At 75.3% G+C, this 24,801-nt stretch carries 20 protein-coding genes; 16 read left to right on the top strand and 4 right to left on the bottom strand.

Features of this window, described 5'->3' with window-relative positions; genetic code table 11:
- Positions 1–120: 120 nt before the first annotated feature.
- The 3 genes from ilvA (at position 121) to ACFVHV_RS31755 (ending at position 3,388) form a co-directional block, all read left to right on the top strand.
- Positions 121–1,332 (top strand): threonine ammonia-lyase, encoded by a 1,212-nt coding sequence (gene ilvA, locus ACFVHV_RS31765; protein ID WP_359914017.1) that lies wholly within the window; start codon positions 121–123, stop codon positions 1,330–1,332.
- A gap of 153 nt (positions 1,333–1,485) precedes the next feature.
- Complete coding sequence (locus ACFVHV_RS31760; protein WP_359914015.1) at positions 1,486–2,529, top strand: ATP-binding cassette domain-containing protein; 1,044 nt, start codon at positions 1,486–1,488, stop codon at positions 2,527–2,529.
- 1 nt (position 2,530) lies between these two features.
- Positions 2,531–3,388, top strand: coding sequence for an ABC transporter permease (locus ACFVHV_RS31755; RefSeq protein ID WP_359914012.1), 858 nt, complete (start codon positions 2,531–2,533; stop codon positions 3,386–3,388).
- 35 nt (positions 3,389–3,423) lie between these two features.
- On the opposite strand, the gene greA is transcribed toward ACFVHV_RS31755, so the two are convergent.
- Positions 3,424–3,924, bottom strand: a complete 501-nt coding sequence (gene greA / locus ACFVHV_RS31750) for a transcription elongation factor GreA (protein ID WP_359899456.1) — start codon at positions 3,922–3,924, stop codon at positions 3,424–3,426.
- A 310-nt stretch (positions 3,925–4,234) separates the two neighbouring features.
- Positions 4,235–4,648 (bottom strand): DUF4307 domain-containing protein, encoded by a 414-nt coding sequence (locus tag ACFVHV_RS31745; protein ID WP_359899458.1) that lies wholly within the window; start codon positions 4,646–4,648, stop codon positions 4,235–4,237.
- A 236-nt stretch (positions 4,649–4,884) separates the two neighbouring features.
- Between ACFVHV_RS31745 and mca the strand changes: the two genes are divergently transcribed.
- The 4 genes from mca to ACFVHV_RS31725 all read left to right on the top strand — a co-directional run bounded on the left by mca (position 4,885) and on the right by ACFVHV_RS31725 (position 8,713).
- Positions 4,885–5,790, top strand: coding sequence for a mycothiol conjugate amidase Mca (mca, locus tag ACFVHV_RS31740; protein ID WP_359899460.1), 906 nt, complete (start codon positions 4,885–4,887; stop codon positions 5,788–5,790).
- Between the two features lie 49 nt (positions 5,791–5,839).
- A complete protein-coding gene (locus ACFVHV_RS31735; protein ID WP_359899461.1) occupies positions 5,840–6,031 on the top strand; it encodes a hypothetical protein in 192 nt (63 codons plus the stop codon).
- A gap of 78 nt (positions 6,032–6,109) precedes the next feature.
- Entirely contained in the window at positions 6,110–7,480 is a 1,371-nt protein-coding gene (locus ACFVHV_RS31730) for a sensor histidine kinase (protein ID WP_380355657.1), read from the top strand.
- Between the two features lie 252 nt (positions 7,481–7,732).
- Positions 7,733–8,713 (top strand): ArsR/SmtB family transcription factor, encoded by a 981-nt coding sequence (locus ACFVHV_RS31725; protein WP_380355654.1) that lies wholly within the window; start codon positions 7,733–7,735, stop codon positions 8,711–8,713.
- A gap of 38 nt (positions 8,714–8,751) precedes the next feature.
- Here the strand turns inward: ACFVHV_RS31725 and ACFVHV_RS31720 are convergent, their stop codons facing one another.
- Positions 8,752–9,399, bottom strand: coding sequence for a response regulator transcription factor (locus tag ACFVHV_RS31720; protein ID WP_359899467.1), 648 nt, complete (start codon positions 9,397–9,399; stop codon positions 8,752–8,754).
- A 214-nt stretch (positions 9,400–9,613) separates the two neighbouring features.
- Between ACFVHV_RS31720 and lanKC the strand changes: the two genes are divergently transcribed.
- The 7 genes from lanKC (at position 9,614) to ACFVHV_RS31685 (ending at position 21,727) form a co-directional block, all read left to right on the top strand.
- The gene (lanKC, locus tag ACFVHV_RS31715) at positions 9,614–12,181 is read left to right on the top strand and encodes a class III lanthionine synthetase LanKC (RefSeq protein WP_359899468.1); all 2,568 of its coding nucleotides are present in this window, start codon (positions 9,614–9,616) and stop codon (positions 12,179–12,181) included.
- A gap of 341 nt (positions 12,182–12,522) precedes the next feature.
- On the top strand, positions 12,523–14,469 hold the full coding sequence (locus tag ACFVHV_RS31710; protein ID WP_359899470.1) for an FtsX-like permease family protein: 1,947 nt from the start codon (positions 12,523–12,525) through the stop codon (positions 14,467–14,469).
- Positions 14,466–15,737 (top strand): MFS transporter, encoded by a 1,272-nt coding sequence (locus tag ACFVHV_RS31705; protein WP_380355650.1) that lies wholly within the window; start codon positions 14,466–14,468, stop codon positions 15,735–15,737. Before ACFVHV_RS31710 ends, ACFVHV_RS31705 begins: the two co-directional genes overlap by 4 nt.
- Entirely contained in the window at positions 15,730–17,853 is a 2,124-nt protein-coding gene (locus tag ACFVHV_RS31700; RefSeq protein WP_380355647.1) for a prolyl oligopeptidase family serine peptidase, read from the top strand. Before ACFVHV_RS31705 ends, ACFVHV_RS31700 begins: the two co-directional genes overlap by 8 nt.
- Positions 17,854–17,888: 35 nt before the next feature.
- Entirely contained in the window at positions 17,889–18,719 is an 831-nt protein-coding gene (locus ACFVHV_RS31695; RefSeq protein WP_359899475.1) for an ABC transporter ATP-binding protein, read from the top strand.
- Positions 18,720–18,759: 40 nt separating this feature from the next.
- On the top strand, positions 18,760–20,802 hold the full coding sequence (locus ACFVHV_RS31690) for a thioredoxin domain-containing protein (RefSeq protein ID WP_359899477.1): 2,043 nt from the start codon (positions 18,760–18,762) through the stop codon (positions 20,800–20,802).
- Positions 20,803–20,866: 64 nt separating this feature from the next.
- Positions 20,867–21,727, top strand: a complete 861-nt coding sequence (locus ACFVHV_RS31685) for a GNAT family N-acetyltransferase (protein WP_380355642.1) — start codon at positions 20,867–20,869, stop codon at positions 21,725–21,727.
- A 157-nt stretch (positions 21,728–21,884) separates the two neighbouring features.
- Here the strand turns inward: ACFVHV_RS31685 and ACFVHV_RS31680 are convergent, their stop codons facing one another.
- Positions 21,885–22,817: a hypothetical protein gene (locus ACFVHV_RS31680; RefSeq protein ID WP_359899587.1), complete on the bottom strand. Its 933-nt coding sequence runs from the start codon at positions 22,815–22,817 to the stop codon at positions 21,885–21,887.
- Between the two features lie 384 nt (positions 22,818–23,201).
- Here ACFVHV_RS31680 and ACFVHV_RS31675 point away from each other — a divergent pair, with 384 nt between their 5' ends.
- Together ACFVHV_RS31675 and ACFVHV_RS31670 are read left to right on the top strand one after the other, a co-directional pair.
- Positions 23,202–23,807: a papain-like cysteine protease family protein gene (locus tag ACFVHV_RS31675; RefSeq protein WP_380355677.1), complete on the top strand. Its 606-nt coding sequence runs from the start codon at positions 23,202–23,204 to the stop codon at positions 23,805–23,807.
- A gap of 8 nt (positions 23,808–23,815) precedes the next feature.
- A complete protein-coding gene (locus ACFVHV_RS31670; protein ID WP_380355639.1) occupies positions 23,816–24,709 on the top strand; it encodes a hypothetical protein in 894 nt (297 codons plus the stop codon).
- Positions 24,710–24,801 lie beyond the last annotated feature (92 nt).

The raw sequence follows: 24,801 nt of genomic DNA, 5'->3' as shown, positions 1-24,801 counted from the left end.
CGGCTCACGATCGTCGTGCGGTGAGGGAGGCTCAGAAGCAGCAGAGTACGCGGGCCGGGCGGGCCCGGGAACAGGCCCGACATCCCGGATTGCCGCCGCCCCCACCCGTAGTCTGGCGCCATGCACACCTGGCCGATCACCCTCGACGACGTCCGCGGTGCCCAGAAGATGCTCGCCGGGGTCGCGCGGGTGACCCCGATGGAGGGCAGCCGGTACCTCTCCGGGCTGATCGGCGCGCCGGTCCACCTGAAGTGCGAGAACCTCCAGCGCACCGGGTCCTTCAAACTGCGCGGGGCGTACGTGCGGATCGCGGGACTCTCGCCGGTGCAGCGGGCCGGCGGGGTGGTGGCGGCGAGCGCCGGGAACCACGCCCAGGGGGTGGCGCTGGCGGCCGCGCTGCTGGGCGTGCGCTCCACGGTGTTCATGCCGGTGGCCGCGCCGCTGCCGAAGGTCGCGGCGACCCGCGAGTACGGCGCCGAGGTGCGGCTGCACGGCGCCACCGTGGACGAGGCACTGCAGGCCGCGCAGCGGTACGCGGAGGCGACCGGCGCGGTGTTCATCCACCCCTTCGACCACTGGGACGTGGTCACCGGGCAGGCGACCGTCGGCCTGGAGATCCTGGAGCAGTGCCCGGAGGTGCGGACCGTCCTGGTCGGGGTGGGCGGCGGCGGGCTGCTGGCCGGGATCGCGGCGGCGGTCAAGCCGCTGCGGCCGGACGTGCGGGTGGTCGGGGTGCAGGCGGCCGGTGCGGCCGCGTACCCGCCCTCGCTGGCGGCCGGGCGGCCGGTGTCGCTGGAGCACTTCGCCACCATGGCGGACGGGATCATGGTCGGGCGCCCCGGTGACATCCCGTTCGAGGTGGTCAACACGCTGGCGGACGGCATCCGTACGGTCTCCGAGGACGCGCTGTCGCGGGCGCTGCTGCTCGGGCTGGAGCGGCTGAAGCTGGTGGTGGAGCCGGCCGGGGCGGCGCCGATCGCGGCGCTGCTGGAGCAGCCGGACTCCTTCGAGGGCCCGGTGGTGGCGGTGCTGTCCGGTGGCAACATCGACCCCCAGCTGATGCAGCGGGTGCTGCGGCACGGGCTGGCGGCGGCCGGGCGCTACCTGTCGCTGCGGGTGCGACTGGCGGACCGGCCGGGCGCGCTGGCGGACCTGCTGTCGGTGCTGACCAGGGTGGACGCCAACGTGCTGGACGTGGCGCACGTGCGGATCGACCCGCGGCTGGGGCTGACCGAGGTCGAGGTGGACCTGCACCTGGAGACCAAGGGACCGGAGCACTGCGCGCTGGTGGTCGGGGAGTTGCGGGACGCGGGGTACGTGGTCTCCCGCTGAGCCCCCTCCCTTGACGCGATATATCGCGTACTGGGAGACTCGCGATACATCGCGTTCTGGCCCCGCGGGCCGAGAATCGGGTCGCCCGTGCGCTCAATATCAGGGCAAAGTGGGACAGATCGCCCCATATGTTCGAGGAGATGAGGCAAGGCCATGGCGCCAGCCATCCAAGCCGAGAACCTGGTGAAGACCTTCGGCGACGTACGAGCCCTGGACGGCGTCAGCCTCGACGTCCCCGAGGGCACGGTGCTCGGGCTGCTCGGCCCGAACGGCGCCGGGAAGACCACCACCGTGCGGGTCCTCACCACCCTGCTCCGCCCCGACTCCGGCCGCGCGGTGGTCGCCGGGGTCGACGTGCTCAAGCACCCCAACCGGGTCCGCAGCCTGATCGGCCTGTCCGGCCAGTACGCGGCGGTCGACGAGTACCTGACCGGCTTCGAGAACCTCACCATGGTCGGTGAGCTCTACCAGATGAGCAACCGTGCCGCGAAGGCCCGGGCGCTGGAGCTGCTGGAGTGGTTCAACCTCACCGCGGCCAAGGACCGCACCGCCAAGACCTACTCCGGCGGCATGCGCCGGCGCCTGGACCTCGCCGCCGCGCTGGTCGTCCGGCCGCCGGTGATGTTCCTGGACGAGCCGACCACCGGCCTCGACCCGCGCAACCGGCTCGCGCTCTGGGAGGTCATCGAGACGCTGGTCGAGCAGGGCACCACACTGCTGCTCACCACCCAGTACCTGGAGGAGGCCGACCGGCTCGCCCACGACATCGCGGTGGTCGACCAGGGCCGGGTGATCGCCCGCGGCACCGCCGACCAGCTCAAGGCGCAGATCGGCGGCGAGCGGATCGAGGTCGTGGTGCACGAGCCCGGCCGGGTCGCCGACGCGGTCGCCGCGCTGTCCGGCTACGCGCTGAACGAGCCGACGGTGGAGCGGAACACCCGCCGGATCACCGCGCCGGTCACCGGCGGGGCCCGGGTGCTCGCCGACGTGATCCGCGAACTGGACTCCCGCGGGATCGAGATGGACGACATCGGCCTGCGCCGCCCGACCCTGGACGACGTCTTCCTCACCCTCACCGGCCACGTCGCCGAGGAGCGCCCCGAGGAGGAGAACGGTGCCGGCCGCAAGGCGCGCGGCCGGGGCAAGGGCGGCCCGGGGTCGGACAAGCAGGCCGTCGCGGCCGGGAAGGAGAGCTGAGATGAGCAGCGCCACCGAGCACGCCATCGGCCCGGCGATGCCCAGGCAGCGCCGGGGGGCCGCCGCCGCCCTGCACGACTCCTGGGTGGTCGCCAAGCGCAACCTGCGCCGGATGACCCGCATTCCGGAGATCGTGGTCTTCGGGCTGATGCAGCCGGTCATGTTCGTGCTGCTGTTCTCGTACGTGATGGGCGGGGCGATCAGGATCCCCGGCACGAACTCCGGCTCGGACACGTACATCCAGTTCCTGATGGCCGGCATCTTCGCCCAGACCGTCACCTTCGCCGTCGCCGGTGCCTCGGCGGGCATCGCGGAGGACATGAGCAAGGGGCTGGTGGACCGGTTCCGCTCGCTGCCGATGGCCCGTTCTGCGGTGCTGGTCGGCCGCACCCTCGCGGACCTGTGCCAGACCGCGTTCATCCTGGTCGTGCTGGCGATGGTCGCGCTGCTGGTCGGGTGGCGGATCCACGACGGCCTGCTCAACGCGCTCGCCGCGTTCGGACTGCTGCTCCTGCTCGGCTACGCCTTCTCCTGGATCGGCGCGCTGATCGGCCTGTCGGTGCGCAGCCCCGAGGCGGCCACCTCGGCCGGGCTGATCTGGCTGTTCCCGCTTACCTTCGTGTCCAACGCCTTCGTGCCGGTCACCTCGATGCCGGAGTGGCTCCAGCCGGTCGCGTACTGGAACCCGTTCAGCGCCACCGTGCAGGCCTGCCGGGTGCTGTTCGGCAACCAGGTCGGGCCGGTGGACAGCGCCTGGCCGATGCAGCACGCGGCGCTGGTGTCGGTGCTGTGGTCGATCGTGATCACCGCGGTGTTCTCCTGGCTGTCGGTGCGCAAGTACCGCTCCTCGACCGCCTGACCGGGCGCCGCCCGGAACACCGGAGGGCGGCCGGATCAGCCGGCGTGCGGCACGACCTTGACGATCTTCACCATGGCCGGCTTGCCGTTCGGCAGCTCGTAGGTGGCCTCGTCGCCGATCCGCTTGCCGTCGATGGCGCGGCCCAGCGGGGACTGCGGGGAGTAGACGTCCAGGTCGTCGGCGCCCGCGACCTCGCGGGAGGCCAGCAGGAACTCCATGAGGTCGTCCGCGTCGCCGTCGAAGGCGACCGTGACGACCATGCCCGGGGCCACCACGCCCGAGTCGGCCGGCGCCTCGCCGACCTTGGCCCGCTCCAGCAGCTGGGTCAGCTGACGGATGCGCAGCTCGTACTTCCCCTGCTCCTCCTTCGCCGCGTGGTAACCGGCGTTCTCCTTGAGGTCGCCCTCCTCGCGCGCCGCCTCGATCTTCTGGGCGATCTCGATGCGCCAGGGCCCGGTCAGGTGTTCCAGCTCGGCCTTGAGCTGGTCGTAGCCGGCCTGAGTGAGCCAGGTCACGTTCTCGCTGGTCTGGGTCACGGGTGCTCCTCGTAGGTGCTGGGGGCTGTGCTGAGGGTGTGAGTCGTCAGCAGGGGTCGGTGGTGATATCGGTCTCAACTACAAAGCAACGCCCGCTCCCGTACCATCCGGTGCGGAAGGGGCGAAACCACGAGACTAACAAGTCCTGCTGACAAGCGGGAGGGGCGTTTGCGCGCCATTGACGGCGGCGTTACGCCCTGGTGTACGGCAGTGGTGTGCGGGACCCTCTACGGATGCCCGCTCCCCGGATCGAATATGCGCGGTACCGGGGGGCGGGTGCGCCGCCCGGGGCGCGCGTTGCCCGGGCGCGCTACTTGGCCGGGGTGCAGCCCAGCAGCTCCGCGGTGGTGCCGCGCGCGGTGGTGCGCAGGGTGACCACCGCGTCGTAGCTGGAGCCGGCCGCCGGGACCGGGAAGTCGGCGACCCCGACCACCGCGTGGTCGTCGGACTGCGAGCGGACCGTGCAGGTACCGGCCTGCCCGTCGCCCTTGCGCACGGTGAGGTGCAGCTGGACCTCGGAGTCGGAGAGCACCTGGAAGGTCGGCACCGAGCCGTTGATCTTCGACTCGCGCAGCAGGTAGGAGCCGCCCAGCCAGGCGATCAGGCCCAGGCCGAGCACGCCGCAGACCGCGCCGATCACCTTGAGGCGGCGGTCCGAGTCGCGGTCGCCGCCGCGGCCGTAGCGCCCCTCGGGCAGACCGGTGGCGGTGGTGTCTGCACTCATCGGACTCCGTCCTCTCCTGGGGGCGCGGGGTGGTGCGGGGGAATGCGACGCTCCTCCAGTCCGTCACTATAGGAGGGGCACGCCCGCGGCCGGTCCGGCGGGGGCAGGGCTCGGCCGCGCCGGTGACGTTCCGCGGCCCGGCCCCGCGGCGACGCGGTCCCGGAGTGAGCGGTTCGAACGGTGGGCAGACCCGGACTTCGCGGAACGCCCGACGAGTGTGGAAGGAACGCAAGGCGTTGACTGAGCAGTTGCGACTGATGGCGGTGCACGCCCACCCGGACGACGAGTCCAGCAAGGGCGCGGCCACCATGGCCATGTACGTCGAGCAGGGCGTGGACGTGCTGGTGGCCACCTGCACGGGGGGCGAGCGCGGGTCGGTCCTCAACCCCAAGCTCCAGGGGGACCCGTACATCGAGGAGAACATCCACGAGGTGCGCCGCAAGGAGATGGACGAGGCGCGGGCGATCCTCGGCGTCGGGCAGGCCTGGCTGGGCTTCGTGGACTCCGGCCTGCCCGAGGGGGACCCGCTGCCCCCGCTGCCCGAGGGCTGCTTCGCCCTCCAGGACGTCAAGGAGGCGGCGGAGCCGCTGGTCCGGCTGATCCGCGAGTTCAAGCCGCAGGTCATCACGACCTACGACGAGAACGGCGGCTACCCGCACCCGGACCACATCATGACCCACAAGATCACCATGCTGGCGTTCGACGCCGCGGGTGACCCGGACGCCTACCCGGAGGCCGGCGAGCCCTGGCAGCCGCTCAAGCTGTACTACAACCACGGCTTCCCGATGGGCCGCATCCGGGCCCTGCACGAGTACCTCACCGAGCACGGCCACGAGTCGCCGTACGGCGAGTGGATCGCGGGCTGGGAGAAGAGCGGCCGCAAGGAGCGCGAGATCACCACCCGGGTCCGCTGCGACGACTGGTTCGAGACCCGCGACCGCGCGCTGATCGCCCACGCGACCCAGATCGACCCGGACGGCCCGTGGTTCCGCGTCCCGCTGGAGGTCCAGCGCGAGGTCTGGCCCACCGAGGACTACGAGCTCGCCCGTACCCTGGTCGACGTGGACCTGCCGGAGGACGACCTGTTCACCGGCCTGCGCACCCCCACCCTGGCGGCCGAGGCCGCCGACACGCGCGACTGAACCACCCCCCGACGGCCCGGCTCCGCGTGAGCCGGGCCACCATAGAGATATGAGCGCCTCCGTGAACCTCATCAACATCGCCGCTGACCTCGCCGTCGACGACGCCAAGGTCACCCCCGGCCTGCTCGGCTTCCTCGTCTTCGCGGCCCTCGGCGTCGCGACCTGGTTCCTGGCCAAGTCGATGAACCGGCAGTTCAAGAAGGTCGACTTCGTCGAGCAGCCGGAGGCGCCGAAGGAGTGAGCCGTCGGCCGGTCCCGCGGGACCGGCCTTCGGTGAAGCCGCCCTGGCGGGCCGTCGGGCTTCGTAGGATCCCGAACCATGACGTGGTCGTGGCACACCGTGGTGCGCAGGGCGGGGTACGGAACGGCGGCGGCGGGGGTGCTGGCGGCCGCGGTCGCGGGGTTGGGGAACCCGGGGCCGCTGATCGTCCTCTCCGGCGCGGTGGCGGTGGTGGCCGGGCTGTTCCCGGTGCTCTGGGCCCCGGGGCGGGTCGGCGCGGTGGGCCCTTCGGTGCTGGCCGCCTGCGCGGTGTCGCTGCTGGTGACGGCCGGCTACCGCGGGCCGGTGTTCGGCAGCATCGAGTCCTGGTGGCTGCTGGAGACCGTCGCGCTGCTCGCGCCGGTCGTCCCCGCGGTGCGCAGGCCCCCGGCGGCGGCCGCCTTCGGCTACGGCGCGCTGCTGGTCGCGGCGGTGGCGCTGATACCGCTGCGGATCGGGGTCTGGGCCGAACCGCCGGCCCCGCCCGCGGTGACCACCAAACTCTGCCTGATCTCGGCGCTGCTGGCCTGCGCGGTGGTCGGGGTCGGCTGCTACCTGCGCTCGATGGACACCCGGGCCCGGGCGGCGGTGGTGGCCGAGCGGCGGGCGCAGCGCCTGGACCTGGCCCGCGACCTGCACGACTTCGCCGCGCACGACGTCACCGGGGTGGTGGTGCTGGCCCAGGCCGCGCAGGTGCTGGCCCAGCAGGACCCCCAGCGGGTGGTCGAGCTGCTCGCCGGGATCGAGGCGGCCGGCCGGCAGGCGCTGGTCACCATGGACCGGACCGTGCAGGTCTTCGCGGCGGACGACGCCGATCCGGAGCCGCGCGGGCGGTCCGGGGCGGAGGCGACGGCGGACCGGGGGGCGGCCCCGGGAGCCGGACGGGGCGCGGGGCGGGCGGCGGCGGGCGGGCCCGGTGCGCGCACCCTGCGCCGCGACCTGAGCGAACTGCCCGCGCTGGCCGAGCGGTTCACCCGCAGCGGTTCCGCGCGGGTGCGGCTGGAGGCCCCCACGGAGGCCGAACTGGCGGCGGTGCCGGCGGCGATCAGCGGGCTCGGCTACCGGCTGGTGGTGGAGGCGCTGACCAATGTCCGCCGGCACGCGCCCGAGGCCCGGGAGGTGGCGATCGAGGTCGGCCCGGACCGGTGCGGCGAGCGGCCGGCGTTGCGCGTCACGGTCACCGACGACGGGGTGCCGGGCGGGGCGGGGGACTCCGGCGGTGCGGGCGGTGGTGATGGCGCGGGCGGTAGCGGCGGTGCGGGCGGCGCGCTGGGCGGGGCCGAGCGGGAGGGCGGCGGCTTCGGCCTCGCGGGCCTGCGGGAACGGGTGGAGGCGGCCGGCGGTGAGCTGACGGCCGGACCGGGGCCGGAGGGCGGCTGGCGGGTCGGCGCGGTGCTGCCGACGGAGGGTGTGGCGGGCCTCGGGGGCTGACCGGGTGGGGCGGTTCCGTCGGTCCCGGCCGGACGGCTGATTCGAGCCTGCCGACGGGTCCATCCAGGCCATTCGGCACATCCGACGGCGGCCGATTCGGTGTTCCGAACGATCAAATGGGCCGATCGGCCGATGGCGACGTGCCTCGTGGGCGGGCAAGGATGTCGGTGCGGCGATCAGGGCGCGGGGTTCCCCTGGGCCGTCCCGACGCAAGAATCCCGAGCGGGGGAACAGCCTGTGATTCGCATTGCGATGTCTGCCGAGGATCTGGCTCGTGTACGAATTGCTGGAAATGTCGACCAGGAGATGGAGGCGGTGCTGGCACTGGAGGCGTGGCGGAGCGGCGGGGAATTCTTCCGCCCCTGGCAGCGGGCCGTCCGCGGGCAGTTGGCGCGGCAGCCGGTGCTGGCCGAGCGGCTGCGGCGCCTTTCGGGAGCCAACGGTGGTTTCCGGGACGTACTGCGGGTGTGGGCGAATGGCCGGATCGTGTCGTCCGGCCGCGGCGCCGGGCCGGTGGTCCAGCGGGCCGATGTGGCCGCGGCGGTCCGCGAGTTCCACCGGGTGGCGCTGGAGCCCTGCTGGGCGGACGTCCGGTCCCGACTGGAGGCGGAGCGCGACGTCCGCCGCCAGATCGCCGGCCGCGGCGGGGTGGACGCGCTGCTCGGCACGCTGCACCCGCAGATCCGCTGGGCCGCCCCGGTGCTGGAGATCCCCGCCGAGCGGGACGTCGAACTCGCCCTCGACGGGCGGGGGTTGCGGCTGGTGCCGTCGCTCTTCCTGCAGGGCGCCGGAGTGGTGCTCCGGCCCCGGCGCGGGGAGCCCGAGGAGGCCCCGACGCTGCTCTTCGCGATGCGTCCAGACCGGATCGGCCTTCCCGTGCCCGCGGGTGCGCCGGACGCGGCGCGGTGCGCGCGCCGGGGCGGGGACGAGCCGCTGGCCGCCCTGGTCGGCCGGACCAGGGCCGCGGCCCTCCACGCCGTGCTGGACGGCTGTACCACCGGCGAGCTGGCGGGGCGGCTGGGCGTGACCGCCTCGGCGGTCAGCCAGCACACCTCCGTGCTGAGGGCGGCCGGGCTGATCGACACCCGGCGCTGCGGCAACGGCGTGCTGCACACCGTCACCCCGCTGGGGCGGGCGCTGCTGCGCGGCGAGGCCCCGTCGGGCAGGGAGGGCCGGCCCCTCGGCGGCGCGGCCCCGCGGTGGGTCGAGGGCCGTCGGCGGGCGCTGCGATGAGGAGCCCGGGCGGTGCGGCCGGTCGCGGGCGGGCCGGTTCAGCCGCGCTCGGTCAGGCCCGACTCCCAGGCCCAGGTGGCGATGCCCACCCGGTTGCGGGCCTTCAACTTGCGCTGGAGGTTGGCCAGATGGGTCTTGACGGTGCTCAGCGAGATGAACAGCTCGGCGCCGATGTCGGAGTTGGTCAGCCCCTCGGCGACCAGGACGGCGATCTCCTCCTCGCGGCCGGTCAGCGGCTCGACGGGGGAGCGGTCGACCCGGCGCGGGCCGGTGAAGTGGTGCAGCAGGCGGGTGGTGATCTGCGGGCTGATCAGCGAGTCGCCGACCACCGCCGAGCGGATCGCCTCGGCGAGCAGCGCGGGCCCCGAGTGCTTGAGCAGGAAGCCGCAGGCGCCGTTGCGCAGCGCGGTGTGCACGTACTCGTCGAGGTCGAAGGTGGTCACCACCACGACCTTCACCTCGGGGGTGATGCCGGTCAGCCGGCGGGTGACCTCCAGCCCGTCCAGCTCCGGCATCCGGATGTCGACCAGCAGGACGTCCGGCCGCAGGGTGCGGACGGCCTCCAGGGCCTCCAGGCCGTCCGCGGCCTCGGCCACGACCTCCATGTCGGGCTGGGCCGCCAGGATGTGCCGGAACCCCTGGCGGACGCTCGCCTGGTCGTCGGCGATCACGACACGCGTCTTCATGGCGTCATGATCGCACGGGCTTTCGGCGCCCCCGAAGTGAAGGCCGGGATTCCGCCTGGTATGCGTCGGATTCAGTTCCCGCTTAACACTGTTGTCACATGACGGGGCGTCCGGGAAGGATGGTTCCTGTCGGAACGGGGCACCGAGGCTTCGAAAGTTCCGGCGAAAACCGGAATTCGGTTCAGCGGATATTCGAAAGGGGGCGGAGGGCGAAGTGGACGCGAAATACGAGTCGTATGCGATAGCCGACCCGGTGTGGTACGACGCCCTGGAGCGGTGTGACGACCGGGACTCCCGGTTCGCTCCGGGCGGGGGCCTGCTGCCCGAGGGCTGGCGCGGCCGCACCCAGGGGGTGTGGGAGGTGCTGGCACCGCCCGGCGGCCCCCGGCTGCCGGAGCAGGGCTGGAAGGTCCACGTCAGCGCCACGCCCGAATCCGCCGAGGAGACGATCGAGACGGCCTGGCGGGTCTGCCGCCGGCTCGGGCTGCCCTGGAAGTACCTGCGCAGCCGGCTGGTGGTCGCGGTGACGAACGCCAAGTACGCCGACCGGTCCGCCAGCGGCAAGGTCGTCACCGTCTACCCGCGGACGGCCGCGGAGCTGGAGACCGTCCTCGCCGAGCTGGACGAGGCGCTGGGCGGCCGCCCCGGTCCGTACGTCCTGTCCGACCTGCGGTGGAACCAGGGCCCGGTGTCGGTGCGCTACGGAGGCTTCGCCCTGATGTGGTGCGAGCTGCCGGACGGCACCAGGGTGCCCGCGGTGGAGGACCCGGACGGCCGGCTGGTGCCGGACGCCCGGCGCCCGCGCTTCACCGTCCCGGAGTGGGCCTCCACCCCGGACTTCCTGGCCGAGCGGATCGCCGCGGCCGCCGCCGACGCGGGAGCCGGCCTCGGCCGCTACCGGGTCGTCAAGGCGCTGCACTTCTCCAACGCCGGCGGGGTCTACCTCGCCGAGGACGAGGACGGCCGACAGGTCGTCATCAAGGAGGCCCGTCCGCACGCCGGACTGGACGCCTCGGAGACGGACGCGGTGGCCCGGCTGCTGGTCGAGCGGGACGTCCTGGAGCGGATCGGCCACCTGCCGTTCGTGCCGGAGCTGTACGAGTACTTCACCAGCTGGGAGCACCACTACCTGGTGATGGAGTACATCCCCGGCGAGTCCTTCAGCGCCTGGCTGGGCCGGGAGTACCCGCTCACCCGGCACCGCCCGGACGCCCGGACACTGGCCGACTTCGCGGGGCTCGCGGTCACCCGGCTCGCGCTGGTCGAGGAGTGCGTCGCGGCACTGCACCGGGAGGGGGTGGCGTTCGGGGACCTCCACCACCGCAACATCATGATCCGTCCGGACGGCACCGTCGCCCTGGTCGACTTCGAACTCTCGACGCCGCTCGACACCCCGCGCCGGCGCACCCTCGGCGCCCCCGGCTTCACCGACCCGGCGATCACCGACGCCCGCGAGGCCGACCTGTTCGCGCTCGGCTGCTGCCAGCTCGCCGCCTTCGTCTCGCTGACCGCGCTCACCCGGCGCAACCCGGCCGTCGTCGGCGGGTTGCTGGAGCTCGTCGCGGAGTCCTTCCCGACGGTGCCCGCCGGCTTCGCCGAACGGATGGCGGAGCGGCTCGCCCTCTCCCCGGCGCTGCGGCCCCACCTCGGGGCCCGGCCCGCGGCCGGGCCCCGGGCGGAGCTCACGGCCGCGGCCCTGCTGCGCGGCATCGACGGGGCGGCGACGCCCGGGCGGGAGGACCGCCTCCATCCCGGCGACGTGGCCGGGCTGCGCCCCGGCGGCGCGCTCGGGCTGGCGTACGGCTCCTCCGGAGTGCTGCTCGCCCGGCACCTGGCCGGGGCCGCACCGGACGAGGAGCAACTGGACTGGCTCGCCGCCGTCGTACGGCGCGCCCCGGCGGACACGCCCGCCGGGCTGTACGACGGACTGGCCGGAGCCGGCTGGCTGTTCCACCGGCTCGGGCACCCGGACGCCCCGAACGTGGTGGACCGGCTGCTGGCCGGCCCGTTGCCCTCCTCGCTCGGCCTGTACGGCGGCCTGACGGGCGTCGCCCAGCTGCTGCTGGAGGCCGGCGCGACGGACGAGGCGCTCGCCCTGGCCGCCAAGGCCGCCGGGCGGATCGGCGAGGCCGGGCTGCTGGACCGGCCGGGGCTGCTGCGCGGCTGGTCCGGGCCGGCGGTGCTGTTCGCCCGCTGCGCCCGCCTCACCGGCGACACGGCCTGGGCGGAGGCCGCCGAACGCGCCGTCCGCTGCGACCTGCGGCACGGCCGGCTGGTCGACGACATGCTGCAGACGTACAGCTCGGGCCGGCTGCTGCCGTACCTGGCGGAGGGCTCGGCCGGAGTGGCGCTCGCCGTCCTGGCCCTGCCCGACGCGCAGGCCGAAGCCCTCGGCGCCGAGCGGGTGCTGGAGGCCGCGGCCCGGGCCGGCGCGGTCCGGGTGGTCGTCCAGGGCGGGCTGTTCAACGGCCGCGCCGGGCTCGCCTACACCCTGTTCCAGGTCGCCGCCCGCCTGCCGCACTGGCAGGCCGAGGCGGAGGACCAACTCCGGCTGGTGGAGCTGCACCTGGCCCCCCACCAGGACGGCAGCGTCCTGCACGGGGACCAGCTGATCCGGCTCTCCACCGACCTGGCCACCGGCTCCGCCGGCGCCCTGCTGGCGCTGGCCGCCGCCAAGAGCCCCGGGCAGTGCCTGCTCCCCGGCGCCCACCCCGTTCACGGGTGGACGCCGGAGCCGGCCGAGCCCGGTACCACGTCCCGGCGAGATGACGAGGGGAGGTGACTGACATGGCCGACATTCTGGCGCTTCAGGAGCTCGACGAGGAGATCGTCGTCGACGCCCCGTTCAGCTCGCTCAGCTACTTCAGCTGCTGATCCCGGCACCTCGGTGCCGTGTTCCGGCGAGACGGTGAGGAGGAGGTGATTGTGATGGCCGACATTCTGGCGCTTCAGGAGCTCGACGAGGAGATCGTCGTCGACGCCCCGTTCAGCTCGTACAGCCTGTTCAGCTGCTGACCCTCGGGGTCCGGCAGTACCGGATGGCAGGTGGGGAAGGCCGCGGCACATGCGGCCTTCCCCAACTCTGCATCCTATTTACCGTTTTGGGGTGAGATAACCGTGGCCGTGGCATCGGAACCGACTACCCGACCGAGCGGACCGCTCGGCGCGCTGCGACTGTGCGTCGCCGAGGTACGGGCGTACCCGGGGCGGGTCATAGGTGTCGCGGTCGCCTGCGCGCTCACCGCCACCGGCGTGGGCGCCTGCCTGCTGCTCCTCGCGGCGGTCAGCGGCCCGTCCTACCCGGAGGATTCGGCGGCCGGGGCGGCGGCCAAGGACGCGCAGAGCCTGCTGGGCCTGCTGCTGACGCTGCTGCTGATGTCGGCGGTGCTGGTGACGGGGTCGACGGTCGCGCTCTGGACCAACCAGCGGCTCGGGCAGTTCGCGGTGCTGCGCGCCCTCGGGGTGACGGCCGGCCGGCTGCGGGCCCTGGTCGTCGCGGACGTCGCGCTGGTCGCGCTGGCCCCCTCCGCCGTCGCCGCGGTGGCCGGGACGGTCCCGGCGGCCGGGTTCGGCCGTCGCCTGCTGATCGAGCGCGAGCTGTTCCCCGCCGCGGTAGACCTGCCCTCCGCCGGGCAGACCTGGGCGATCGCGGCCGGCGCCTGCCTCGGCACCTGCGCGGTCGCGGTGCTGGCCGCGCTGGCCAGCGTGCTGGCGGCCGGCCGGGTCCAGCCGATCGACCTCCTCAAGGACCAGTCACTGGCCCTGGCCCCGCCCCGCCGCAACGTCGGCCGGCTGGTGGCGGGCATCGCCATGGTCCTCATGCTCTGCGGTCCGCTCGTGGCCCTGATGGTCGCGATGGACCTGCCGCCGGTGCTCCAGGGCGCGCTGGTGATGGGCCTGGCCACGGTCGTCATCCCCACGCTCGCGGTGCTCGCGCCCTGGTTCGTGCCGCTGCTCGTCGGCCCCTGCTGCGCGGTGCTGCGGCTGGACCGGAAGGCCGGCCGGATCGCCGCCGCCGGGCTGCGGGCCGCGCCCGCCCGGACCACCGCGATCGCGGTGCCCGTCCTGCTGGCCGTCGGCACCGTGGTCTGCCTGCTCGGCTCGGGGGCGACCATCGGGGCCGCCGTGCAGCAGCAGACCGAGCAGGCGCTGCGGGCCGACGCGGTGGTGACGGCCGAGCCGGGCAACCAGTTGCCCGCCCGGCCCGCCGGCCTGCCCGGCGGGAGCACCGTCGCGCCGATCGCCACCCGGGTGACCGCGCCGCCCAGCTTCTACGACAACAAGCCCAAGCCCACCCGCGCCTGGGGCGTCGACGGGGCGGCCCTGCGGAGTGTCCTGGACCTCGGTGAACAGCAGGGCCGCCTGGACGAGTTGGCGCCCGGTACGTTCGCCGCCGGCAGCACCGAGGCCACCTCGCACCACTGGAACCTCGGCCAGGTCGTCACCTTCACGCTCGCCGACGGGCAGGCGGCGCAGCTGCGGCTCGTCGCCGTCTACCAGCGGGATCTGGCCTTCCCCTCCTACGTCCTCCCCGCCGACCTCGCCCTCGCGCACACCCCGGCCCCGTACGCCGACCGGGTGCTGCTCCGCGGTGACCCGAGCGCCTGGGAGCTCCGGCCCGGCCAGCGGCTCGCCACGCGGGCCGACTACCTGGCCCACCTGCGGCCGCGCAACGTGCAGGACGACATGGCCTCCCGGCTGATCGTCTCCGTGGTGGGCGGGTACGCGCTGCTCGCCGTCGCCAACACCTGCGCCATCGCCCAGCGGGACCGCCGCTCCCAGCGCGCCCACCTGCGGGCCCTCGGCCTCGGCCGCGGGCAGCTGCTGCGCTGCGTGGTGTACGAGGTGCTGGCCTCGGCGCTGGTCGGGACGGTCCTCGCGGTGGCGACGGCCGGGATCTGCCTGGTGCCGCTGGCCGGGGCCGTCGGGCAGGGGGTGCTGCCCGCCCTGGACGTGCCGTGGACGGTCGGCGTGCTGCTCGGGGTGCTGGCCGCCACCGCCGTCCCGGCGGCGCTGGCGGCCCGTCCGTTGCGCGGCATCCGGAGCCAGTTCGCGACGGGGTCGGCGTGAGCGCGGCGGCCGTCGGGGGGCTGGGGCGGTCGTTCTGGCTGCTCTACGGCGGCGAGTCCGCCTCGGCCCTGGGGACGGCCGCCTCGGTGATCGCCCTCCCGGTGGTCGCGCTGCGGGCCGGCGGCGACGTCCGGCAGGCCGGACTGGCCGGCACGGCGCTCTCCGTCGGGGTGCTGCTGGCCCGGCTGCCGGCCGGCGTCCTCGCCGACCGCTGCGAGCGGCGGACCGTGCTGCTGCTCGGCAACGCGGCCGGCGCGGTCGTGCTGGCCGTGCTGGCCCTGTCGGCCGCCGGCGGCACGCCACCGCTGTGGGCGCTGCTGGTCGCCGCCCTGCTGCTCGGCGTGGTGGGCAGCACCCTGGCGCCCGTCGAGAACGTCGTGGTGCGGTGCTTCGTGCGGCCCGAGCACCTCCCCCGCGCGGTCGGCCTGCTGCAGAGCAGGGCGGCCGTCGCGACGACCGCCGGCCCGCTGGCCGGCGGCGCGCTGCTGGCCGTCCACCCGTCCTGGGTGTTCGCCGTCGACGCCGGCAGCTACCTCGCGGCCGTCTGCTGCGTGGCCCTGCTGCCCGGGGGAAGGCGGGAGCGCCCCGAGGACGAGCCGGCCGCGCCCGGAGTCCGGGCCGCGCTGGCCGAAGGCGTCCGGTTCATCTGGCGGGTGCCCTTCCTGCGCTACGCGGTGGTCAACGCGGCCGTGCTCAACCTGGTGTTCAACGGGCTGCTGATCGTGGTGGTCGCCTCGGGCGGGGGCGCCCTGCACATCGGGGTGCTGACCGCGGCCCTGGGCACCGGCGGGCTGGCCGGATCGCTGCTCGCGCCGGCCCTGGCCCGGCGGCTGCCGCCCGCCCGGGGCATCGCCCTCGGCACCGCCGTCGTCGCGATCGCACTGCCCGGTTTCACCCTGGCCCAGGGGCACTGGGCGGCGGTCCTGCCGCTGGCCCTCGCCGCGGCCGCCGGGCCGGTGGTCACCGTGCTGATCGCGGTCACCCAGATGGAGGTGACCCCGCCGGGTCTGCAGGGCCGGGTGCACAGCGGCATCGGCTTCCTCGCCCAGCTGGTCGCGCCCGCCGGGCCGACCCTCGCGGGCCTGTGCGCCCACGCGTTCGGACTGACCGGCACGGTGGCCGGCGCGGCCGTGATCGTGGTGCTCCTCGCCGTGGCCGGGACGGCCGCCACCGCGGGCCGGTCCGGCTACCGGCCTCCCGGCCCGGCCGGGCCGGGAGGCGACCCGGAACGACGGAGCGACAACCCCGCGGAGGCCGTTCATGGCTGACCTCGACCACCGGGCGGCGCACCCAGAGCCGGCGGACCCGTACCGCTGGCTGGAGGACGCGGACGCCCCGCGCACCCGGGCCTGGCTCGCCGATCAGCGGCGCCTGCTGGCCGCCCGCCCGCAGCGCTCCGACGAGCCCGCCTGGGCCGCCCTGCTCGACCGGGTGGAACGGGAGGCGCCCGACCGGACGCCCACCCCGCCCGCCGAGGCCGGCGGCCTGCTCTTCCGCCACGAACGCGGCCCGGACGGCGACGTCCTGACCGTCCGGCACCCCGACGGCACCCGCCGGACACCGACCGAGGGCGTCATCGGCCCCGGCGACCGGATCGCCGGCTGGCAGCCCGAGCCGCACGGCCGGTTCATCGCCGTCCAGCTGCACCGGCACGGAACGGAGACCGGCGGCCTGCACCTGCTCCCCACCCACCCGGGCGACCGGACCCGCCACCTGCCCGACGCGGCCCCGTACGCGACCCTCGCCTTCACCGGAGAGGCGCTGGTGTACACCGCCGGCACCCGCACCGAGCACACCCTGGTGGCCCGCCACCCGGCCGACGGCCCCGCCCGTCGGCTCGCCCTGCCGGTGCCCGGCCCGGTCCGGCTCACCCTCCACGGCGGACCGGGCGGGAACCTGCTGCTGCGCACCCGCCCGCAGCCGTCCGGCCCGGTGCGCTGGTGGGCCACCCGGTGGACCGGCCGGGCGGTGCCCGACTGGCAGCCGCTGGACCTCGACGGCCGGCGGGTCACCGCCCTGGACCTGAACGAGGCCGTCTGCTTCCTCGCCGGCGACGAGCTGCTCGCGCTGGACCTGGACGAGCTGGCCCGGGGCGCCACCGGCCGGCCCGCGCCGCTCGCCGCGCCGCTCGCCGTCGGCGGGCCGCCCGCTGCCGGCGAAGTGCCCGTCGTCGGTGAGGCGCCCGCGGGCCCGGTCACCGCCCTGCGGGTGCTCGGCCCCGGCCGGAGGCCCGGCCTGGCGCTGCTCCGCCGGCTGGGGACCGCCCACCGGCTCGACGTGCACCGGCCGGGCGGGTCGGCGGACGGGTCGGCGGAGGGGGCACCGGGAGAGGCGGCGGGCGGGGCGCCGGGTGGCGGTGCCACCGCACTGCACTGGCCCGCCCGGCTGCGCCTCGGCGCCACCCCGTACGACCGGCACGGGCGGGTCGGCGGGTCGGTCTGGCTGCTCGCAGACGACCCCCGGTACGGCACCTGGACCAGGAGCCTGGACGGCTCGGGCCCGGTCGAACCCCCCGAGCGCCGCGCCGCGCTGCGCACGCTCACCGCCGCCGGCCGGGACGGCGCGCCCGTCCCGGTGACGGTCTGCGACCCCGGGCCGCAGGACCGCGGCCGCCCCGCACCCACCCTGCTCACCGTCTACGGGGGCTTCGGCCTCCCCCTGGAACCCGCCTGGGACCCGGCCCTGGAGGCCTGGCTGCGGGCCGGCGGCCGGATCGCCTGGGTGCACGCGCGCGGCGGCGGCGAACTCGGCCCCGCCTGGGCGGCCGCCGGCCGGGGCGCCGGCAAGAGCGCCACCGTGGACGACTTCCGGGCCGCCGCCGCGATGCTGGTCGAACGCGGCGAGGCCCCGGCCGGCGGGCTGGGCGCGCTGGCCGCCAGCAACGGGGCCCTGGTGGTCGCCGCCGCGCTCACCCGGGAGCCCGGTCTGCTGTCCGCCGCGGTGTGCGCGGCCCCGCTCACCGACCTGGCCCGCTACCAGGTCGGCGGCCTCGGCCGGCTCTGGGCGGAGGAGTACGGCGATCCGGCCGACCCGCAGGCGCTGCGGGCGCTGCTCGACTACTCCCCGTACCACCGGGTGGTGCCCGGGACGGCGTACCCGGCGGTGCTGTTCGCCACCGGGGCGAACGACGCGCGGGTGCCGCCCTGGCACGCCTGGAAGCTCTGCGCGGCGCTCGGACGGGCCGGCACCGGGGCCGCGCCGGTCCTGCTCGACCACCACGACAGCGGCGGCCACCAGGGCCGCCCGGCCGCGGCCGGGCGGGAGCTCGCGGTCCGCTCCCTCGCCCTGCTGGGCGCCGGCACCGGCCTGGTGCCGCCCGTCGGCCCGTGCACCGGCCCGCCCGCCGGTCCGTCCGGCCCCCGGCCGCCCAGACCCCAGTCCTGACCTTCGCCCGTGTCCAGCCGAGGAGAGCACCACCGATGACCGAGCCCCACTCCCTCGCGGGAGGCCCGTCCCGTCCCGGAGGCCCGCCCCGCGCCGCCGCGAACCACGCCCCGGCCGCCGCGGCGGCCGTCGACCTGACCAAGGTGCACGGGTCGGGAGACGCCCGGGTGGTGGCGCTGGAGCGGGTCTCGGTGGCCTTCCGGGAGGGGGAGTTCGCGGCGATCATGGGCCCGTCCGGTTCCGGCAAGTCCACCCTGCTCCAGTGCCTCGCCGGGCTGGAGTCCTGCACCTCGGGCGCGGCCCGGATCGGCGACGTGGACCTCACCCGGCTGAGCGACGGCCAACTGACCAGGCTCCGCCGTGACCACGTGGGCTTCGTCTTCCAGGCCTTCCACCTGATCCCCACCCTGACGGTGTCGGAGAACATCACCCTGCCGCTGACCCTGGCCGGCCGCACCCCCGACCAGCAGTGGCTGCGCACCCTGGTCGAGGCGGCCGGCCTCGGCGCCCGGCTCGGCCACCGCCCGGCCCAGCTCTCCGGCGGCCAGCAGCAGCGCGTCGCCTGCGTCCGGGCGCTGGCCGGCCGGCCCCGGATCGTCTTCGCCGACGAACCGACCGGCAACCTGGACTCCCGCTCCGCCGCCGAGATCCTCGCGCTGCTGCGCCGGTGCGTCCGGGAGCTCGGCCAGACCGTCGTGATGGTCACCCACGACCCGGTCGCGGCCTCGTACGCCGACCGCGTCGTCTTCCTCGCCGACGGCCGCATCGTCGACGAGCTCCTCGGCCCGACCCCCGACCAGGTGCTCGGACGGATGCGCACCTTCGACGCCAACCTCGGGATCAGTTACTGGTCCGGACCGGCCTGACCTGCCGCGCGCCGAGCGCCGGATGCGCGAGGATGGACGCATGCCGAACCGTCTCGCGGACGCGACCTCGCCGTACCTGCTCCAGCACGCCGACAACCCCGTCGACTGGTGGCCCTGGGGCCCCGAGGCCTTCGCGGAGGCGGAGCGTCGCGGCGTCCCGGTGCTGCTGTCGGTGGGTTACGCGGCCTGCCACTGGTGCCACGTCATGGCGCACGAGAGCTTCGAGGACGCCGGGCTCGCCGAGTACCTCAACGAGCGGTTCGTGCCGGTCAAGGTGGACCGGGAGGAGCGGCCGGACGTCGACGCCGTGTACATGGAGGCGGTGCAGGCCGCGACCGGGCAGGGCGGGTGGCCGATGACGGTGTTCCTCACCCCCGACAAGGAGCCGTTCTACTTCGGCACCTACTTCCCGCCGCAGCCCCGGCACGGGATGCCGTCCTTCCGGCAGGTGCTGGAGGGCGTGGAGGCCGCCTGGCGGGACCGCCGGGAGGAGGTCGGGCAGGTCGCCGGGCGGATCCGGGCCGACCTGGCCGAGCGGGCCGCCGTCTACTCGGCCGGCGCCCACAACCCGCCCGGCGAGGCGGACCTGCACCAGGCGCTGGTGAGTCTCAGCCGGGACTTCGACCAGAGCCGGGGCGGCTTCGGCGGCGCGCCCAAGTTCCCGCCGGCCATGGTGCTGGAGTTCCTGCTGCGCCACCACGCCAGGACCGGTTCGGAGGCGGCGCTGGAGATGGCCGTCCGCACCGGCGGGGCGATGGCCCGCGGCGGCATCCACGACCAGCTCGGCGGCGGCTTCGCCCGGTACGCGGTGGACGCCGGCTGGGTGGTGCCGCACTTCGAGAAGATGCTGTACGACAACGCCCTGCTGCTGCGCGCCTACCTGCACCTGTGGCGGGCCACCGGATCGCCCCTCGCCCGCCGGGTCGCGCTGTCCACCGCGGACTTCCTGCTGCGCGAACTCCGCACGCCCGAGGGTGCGTTCGCCTCCGCGTTGGACGCCGACAGCCTCGACGAGGAGACCGGGCAGTCCGCCGAGGGCGCCTACTACGTGTGGGAGCCCGGCCAGTTGGTCGACCTGCTCGGCCCCGCCGACGCGGCCACCGCCGCCCGGCTGTTCACCGTCACCGCCGAGGGCACCTTCGAGCACGGCACCTCGGTGCTCCAACTCCTCGCCGACCCGGAGGACTTCGCCGAGTACGAGGCGATCCGGTCGCGGATGGCCGAGGCCCGGGGGGCCCGCCCCGCCCCGGCCCGGGACGACAAGGTGGTCGCCGCCTGGAACGGCCTGGCCGTCGCCGCGCTCGCCGAGACCGGCGCGCTGCTGGACCGCCCCGACCTGGTCGAGGCCGCCGAACGCGCCGCCGACCTGCTGCTCGCCGTCCACCTCACCCCGGACGGCCGGCTGCTGCGCACCTCCCGGGACGGCCGGGCGGGTGCCAACGCCGGCGTGCTGGAGGACTACGCGGACACCGCCGAGGGCTTCCTCGCGCTGTACGCCGTCACCGGCGAGTCCTCCTGGCTCCAGCTGGCGGGCGGCCTGCTCGACACCGTGCTCAAGCACTTCACCGACGAGGCCTCCGGCGCGCTCTACGACACCGCCGACGACGCCGAGGAACTGATCCGCCGCCCGCAGGACCCGACCGACAACGCCACCCCGTCCGGCTGGACGGCCGCCGCCGGCGCCCTGCTCACGTACGCCGCGTACACCGGCTCCGACCGGCACCGCACGGCCGCCGAGCGGGCCCTCGGCGTGGTCGGTGCGCTCGCCGGCCGGGCGCCGCGGTTCATCGGCTGGGGCCTCGCCGTCGCCGAGGCGCTGCTCGACGGGCCGCGCGAGGTCGCCGTGGTCGGCCCGGACGGCGATCCGGCCACCGCGGCGCTGCGACGGGCCGCGCTGCTCGGGACGGCGCCGGGGGCCGTGGTCGCGGTCGGCGCGCCCGGGGAGCCCGAGGTGCCGCTGCTGGCCGACCGGCCGCTGGTCGGCGGGGCGCCCGCGGCGTACGTCTGCCGGCACTTCGCCTGCGACGCCCCGACCACCGATCCGGCGGCGCTGGCCGGGAAGCTGGGTGTGGCGGTCGAGTAGCGGGAGCCCCGGCGGCGGCCGAGAAATCGTTGGCGAACCGGCCCCGGGCGGTCCACCATGGGCCATGACCTGGACTTTCAGCACCTCCCTCGACGAGTTCCGCGACCAGGCGGGCGCCTTCCTGGCCACCCGCCCCGCCGAGAACACCGTCCTGCTCACCATCGCGCACCGGCTGGCCGCGTCCGGCCTGACGGTGTTCGGCGAGCCGCCGGTCTTCGGCTGGTGGCGGGCCGAGGAGGACGGTCCGGTCGCCGGGGCCTTCCTCCGGACACCGCCGTTCGATCCCAGGCTCTCCTTCATGCCGCCGGCCGCGGCCGCCGAGCTGGCGGTCGACCTGGCTGCCGCCGGGTCCGGGTTCACCACGGTGACCGGGGTCGGCGGGGGTGCCGAGGCGGTCCGCGCCTTCGCCGCCGCGTGGACGGCGGCGACCGGCACCGAGCAGTCCGTCCGCTTCGACGAACGGCTCTACCGGCTCGGCGAGTTGACCGACCCGCCGCGCCCGCCCGCGGGCCGCCACCGGCTGGCCGGACCGGCCGACCGCGAGCGGGCGATCCGCTGGTACGAGGAGTTCCTGGCCGAGGCGGGGGTCGACGTCCCCGATGTCCCGCGGGCGGTGGACGAGCGGACCGCGAGCGGCTGCCTGCACCTGTGGGAGGACGACGGCCGCCCGGTCGCCCTGGCCGGCAGCAGCCCGATCCTCGCCGGGATGTCCCGCATCGGCCCGGTCTACACCCCCGTCGAGAGCCGCGGCCGCGGCTACGGCACCGCCGTCACCGCCGCCGTCTCGGCCCACCTCCTCTCCCGCGGCGCCACCGAGGTCCTGCTCTACACCGACCTCGCCAACCCGACCAGCAACTCCATCTACCAGCAGATCGGCTACCTGCCGGTGGAGGACTCCCTGATCATGGACTTCCGCCGGGCGTAGCCGGTGCCGGTGCCCGGTCGTGCGCCCCCGGCCCGGCGTCCGGTCGTGCGCCCCCAGCCCGGTGCCCGGTCGCGCGTCTCCGCCCGGTGCCCGGTCACGTGTCCCCGCCCGGCGTCCGGTCGCGCGCCCCCCGGCCGGGCACCGGGCCGGCCGCCCCTCACTCCCAGTCCCAGCGGATCCCCAGCAGGCACGGCCGCACCGCCGTCGCCACCAGGTGGACGCATTGGTGCCCGTCGAGGGTGAGCTCCTCGGTCTCGTACGGGGCGGCGCCGGGGGAGTGGAGGGCGAAGCGGTGGCAGCGGACCGGGAGGGCGGCGGGGTGGAAGGTGATCTGGAGGACGTACTGGCCGGCGCCGGAGTTGAAGCCGCGGACGTACTCGCAGCTGGGGTCGGGCGAGGGGGAGTCGTCGAAGCCGTAGCCGAGCAGGTGGGTGTCGCCGGTGCGCAGGCGGCGGTCGAGGAGGAGTTCGGCGGCGAGCAGGTGGTGGGCCTGGTCGCGGCGGATGCGGCCGGGGCGGCAGTTCTCCTCGGCGCGGACGCCGACGCGGGTGATGTCGCTGCCCGGGTCGCCCTGGTAGAGGGCGAGGTAGCGGTCGATGCCGTCGCGGTGGGCGCGCAGGGCGTGCTGGGAGTCGCGGCGGGCGATCCGGCGGTCGGGGCCGACCCGGATGCGCTCGATGTGGGTGATGGTGTGCAGCCCGGTGTCGCGCGGGCCGGCGAGGGTGGCGAGCAGTCCGTCGACGGCCACGGCCGGTGAGATGAGGTCGCGGTAGGGGCGCACCGGCGGGCCGGCCGGGGCGGGGCCGGCGGCGCGACGGGGGCCGAGCAGCCGGGTCAGGGAGTGCTCGGGCAGGTCGAGGACCTCCTCCAGGGCGGCGACGGCGCGCAGTGACTCGGCGCGTTCCGGGCGGCGGTGGCCCTGCTGCCAGTAACTGAGGCTGGTGAGGCCGACGTTGACGCCGCGCAGGGCGAGGTGGCGGCGGATGCGGTGCAGGGCGAGGCCCCGGGCGGAGATCGCGGTGCGCAGGGCGAGGTGGAAGGGTCCCGTGCGCAGGGCGGCGGCGAGGTCGGCTGGGTCGCTCCTGTGGATGGCGGCCTCCTGGGGCGGGCGTGCGGGCGTGCGGGTGTGCGGGCGGTCCGGCGCCGACGGCTGGGACGGGCCGCCGTTTGACCGTGAATATTCACATCGATGAAGCGGTTTGTCACCGGTCCGGGCCTGCTGCGCGGGGGTTCCCGGGGCGTCGTTCACATCCGCGCCGGCCCGTTCACATCCGGGTCCGGGCCGTACCGAGGCCCGTTGACCCGTACCTGACGAGGCGCGATGCTCGGGGCGCGATCCGGACCGCGCCCCCACACAGCCCCTCGCTCCACTCGCGCAAGGAGGCATTCCCCCATGCCAGTTCCACGGATACGGCTGCGCCGCGCGGTCTCGCTGCTCACCCTCGGCGTGCTGGGCCCGGCGCTCACCACCGCGATGGCCGCACCCGCGATCGCCGCCCCGGCCGGGCAGCCGGCCCAGTACCGGGCCGAGGCCCAGGACCGGGCCGCGCACCAGGTCCGCCAGGCTGCCGCGCCCGGCAGCACGGCCGACCTGGCCGGCACGTACAAGAAGCTCAACATCACCATGCAGCAGCAACAGCAGACCAACTGGTGCTGGGCGGCGAGCGGGAACACCATCGCCACCTGGTTCGGCTACAACTACAGCCAGAACCAGTTCTGCAACGCCGCGTTCGGCCGCTCCGTCAACTCCAGCTGCCCCAACAGCCAGGCCACGCTGGGCGATGTGCAGAACGGGCTGAGCTGGGTCGGCATCAACCCGGGTTCGTACGTCAACGGGTACCTGAACTACGGCACCGTGCAGTCCGAGGTGAACGCCAACCGCCCCATCGAGACGCGCATCCAGTGGAGCTCGGGCGGCGGCCACATGCACGTCCTGTACGGCTACGACACCGGGAGCAACTGGGTCTACTGGGGCGACCCTTGGCCCTCCAACTATCGCTACAACTGGGCGGATTACCAGTACTACGTGAACAACGACACGTTCTCGTGGACCCACTCCCTGTACCGGATCGGCGCGTGAGGGCGACCATGACCGAGATCAAGAGCCGCCGTCGGGCCGCCACCTCCGCCGCCTCCACGGCCGCCGTCACCGTCCTGCTCACCGCCGGTCTCGCGCTGGCGCTCGCCCCGGCCGCGCACGCGGACTCCCCGTCCGCCCCGGCCCCGGTGCCCGCCGCCGAGCTGGCGCAGGCCCGCAGCGCCGTCCAGGACGCGGCCGTCCTCGACAAGGTCGGCCACTTCTTCGCCCGCAAGGGCGTCCCGCCGACCCGGCAGCTGACCATCGGCGCCGCCGAGGAGGCCCGGGCGGCGAGCGAGGCCGCGCCGCGGCTGGCCGGCGACACGGTGCCGGTGTACCTGCTGGACCCGGGCTTCGTGGCCGGCACCCCGGGCGCACCGGTGGCGAAGGCCGAGTTCACCGCCAGCAAGGTGGTCGCGGCGGACGGGCAGAGCGCCTCGGTCTGGACCGTGCGGCAGGGCGGCGCCTGGAAGGTCGTCAACATCGCCTCGGGCGGTGACGAGAGCGACTACGCGGCGAAGGCGGCGGGCAGCGGCGGCGGCACCGCCTTCCGCGAGCCGCAGGTCAACGCCTGGTACGTGCTGCGCGACGGCCGGGTGCTGCCGCTGGACGACGAGGCCCGGCGCTCGGTGGGCGCGGGCGGGGTCACCCTGGCCGCGTACCAGCAGCTGGTGCACCAGCGGTACGGGGACAAGCTGCCCGGTTCGGCGTACGACCGGTCGGGCGAGGGCGGCGGCTACCAGGTGGACGCCGCGCCGGAACTCGCCGCCGTGGCGCAGGCCCCGCAGGCCCCGGGCGGCGGTTCGGAGCTGCCGGCCGTGACGGCGGCGGCCGCCCTGGGAGCCACCGCTCTGGTGGGCGCGGGTGCCGTGCTGCGGCGGAGGACGGGCGTCCGCCGCGGCTGACGGCGGGCGGGGTCCGGTCGGTCGGGCCGGGCCCCGCTGCCCGCACGCGTGATGAACCCGCAGGCGTGATGAACCCGTGCACCGAACAGAAG

It is taken from the genome of Kitasatospora sp. NPDC127116, assembly GCF_042677365.1.
GTDB classification, from domain to species: domain Bacteria; phylum Actinomycetota; class Actinomycetes; order Streptomycetales; family Streptomycetaceae; genus Kitasatospora; species Kitasatospora lactacystinica.
The sequence above is the reverse complement of the archived record's forward strand: the minus strand, read 5'-3'. Positions and strand labels throughout refer to the sequence as shown.

Excerpts from the sequence above, each read along its gene's own strand:
- ACFVHV_RS31760 (WP_359914015.1), top strand. The coding sequence starts at position 1,486 with ATGGCGCCAGCCATCCAAGCCGAGAACCTGGTGAAGACCTTCGGCGAC.
- ACFVHV_RS31735 (WP_359899461.1), top strand. The coding sequence starts at position 5,840 with ATGAGCGCCTCCGTGAACCTCATCAACATCGCCGCTGACCTCGCCGTC.
- ACFVHV_RS31685 (WP_380355642.1), top strand. The coding sequence starts at position 20,867 with ATGACCTGGACTTTCAGCACCTCCCTCGACGAGTTCCGCGACCAGGCG.
- ACFVHV_RS31755 (WP_359914012.1), top strand. The coding sequence starts at position 2,531 with ATGAGCAGCGCCACCGAGCACGCCATCGGCCCGGCGATGCCCAGGCAG.
- ACFVHV_RS31670 (WP_380355639.1), top strand. The coding sequence starts at position 23,816 with ATGACCGAGATCAAGAGCCGCCGTCGGGCCGCCACCTCCGCCGCCTCC.
- ACFVHV_RS31725 (WP_380355654.1), top strand. The coding sequence starts at position 7,733 with ATGTCTGCCGAGGATCTGGCTCGTGTACGAATTGCTGGAAATGTCGAC.
- ACFVHV_RS31690 (WP_359899477.1), top strand. The coding sequence starts at position 18,760 with ATGCCGAACCGTCTCGCGGACGCGACCTCGCCGTACCTGCTCCAGCAC.
- ACFVHV_RS31675 (WP_380355677.1), top strand. The coding sequence starts at position 23,202 with ATGGCCGCACCCGCGATCGCCGCCCCGGCCGGGCAGCCGGCCCAGTAC.
- ilvA (WP_359914017.1), top strand. The coding sequence starts at position 121 with ATGCACACCTGGCCGATCACCCTCGACGACGTCCGCGGTGCCCAGAAG.
- ACFVHV_RS31695 (WP_359899475.1), top strand. The coding sequence starts at position 17,889 with ATGACCGAGCCCCACTCCCTCGCGGGAGGCCCGTCCCGTCCCGGAGGC.
- ACFVHV_RS31720 (WP_359899467.1), bottom strand. The coding sequence starts at position 9,399 with ATGAAGACGCGTGTCGTGATCGCCGACGACCAGGCGAGCGTCCGCCAG.
- ACFVHV_RS31730 (WP_380355657.1), top strand. The coding sequence starts at position 6,110 with ATGACGTGGTCGTGGCACACCGTGGTGCGCAGGGCGGGGTACGGAACG.
- ACFVHV_RS31700 (WP_380355647.1), top strand. The coding sequence starts at position 15,730 with ATGGCTGACCTCGACCACCGGGCGGCGCACCCAGAGCCGGCGGACCCG.
- ACFVHV_RS31745 (WP_359899458.1), bottom strand. The coding sequence starts at position 4,648 with ATGAGTGCAGACACCACCGCCACCGGTCTGCCCGAGGGGCGCTACGGC.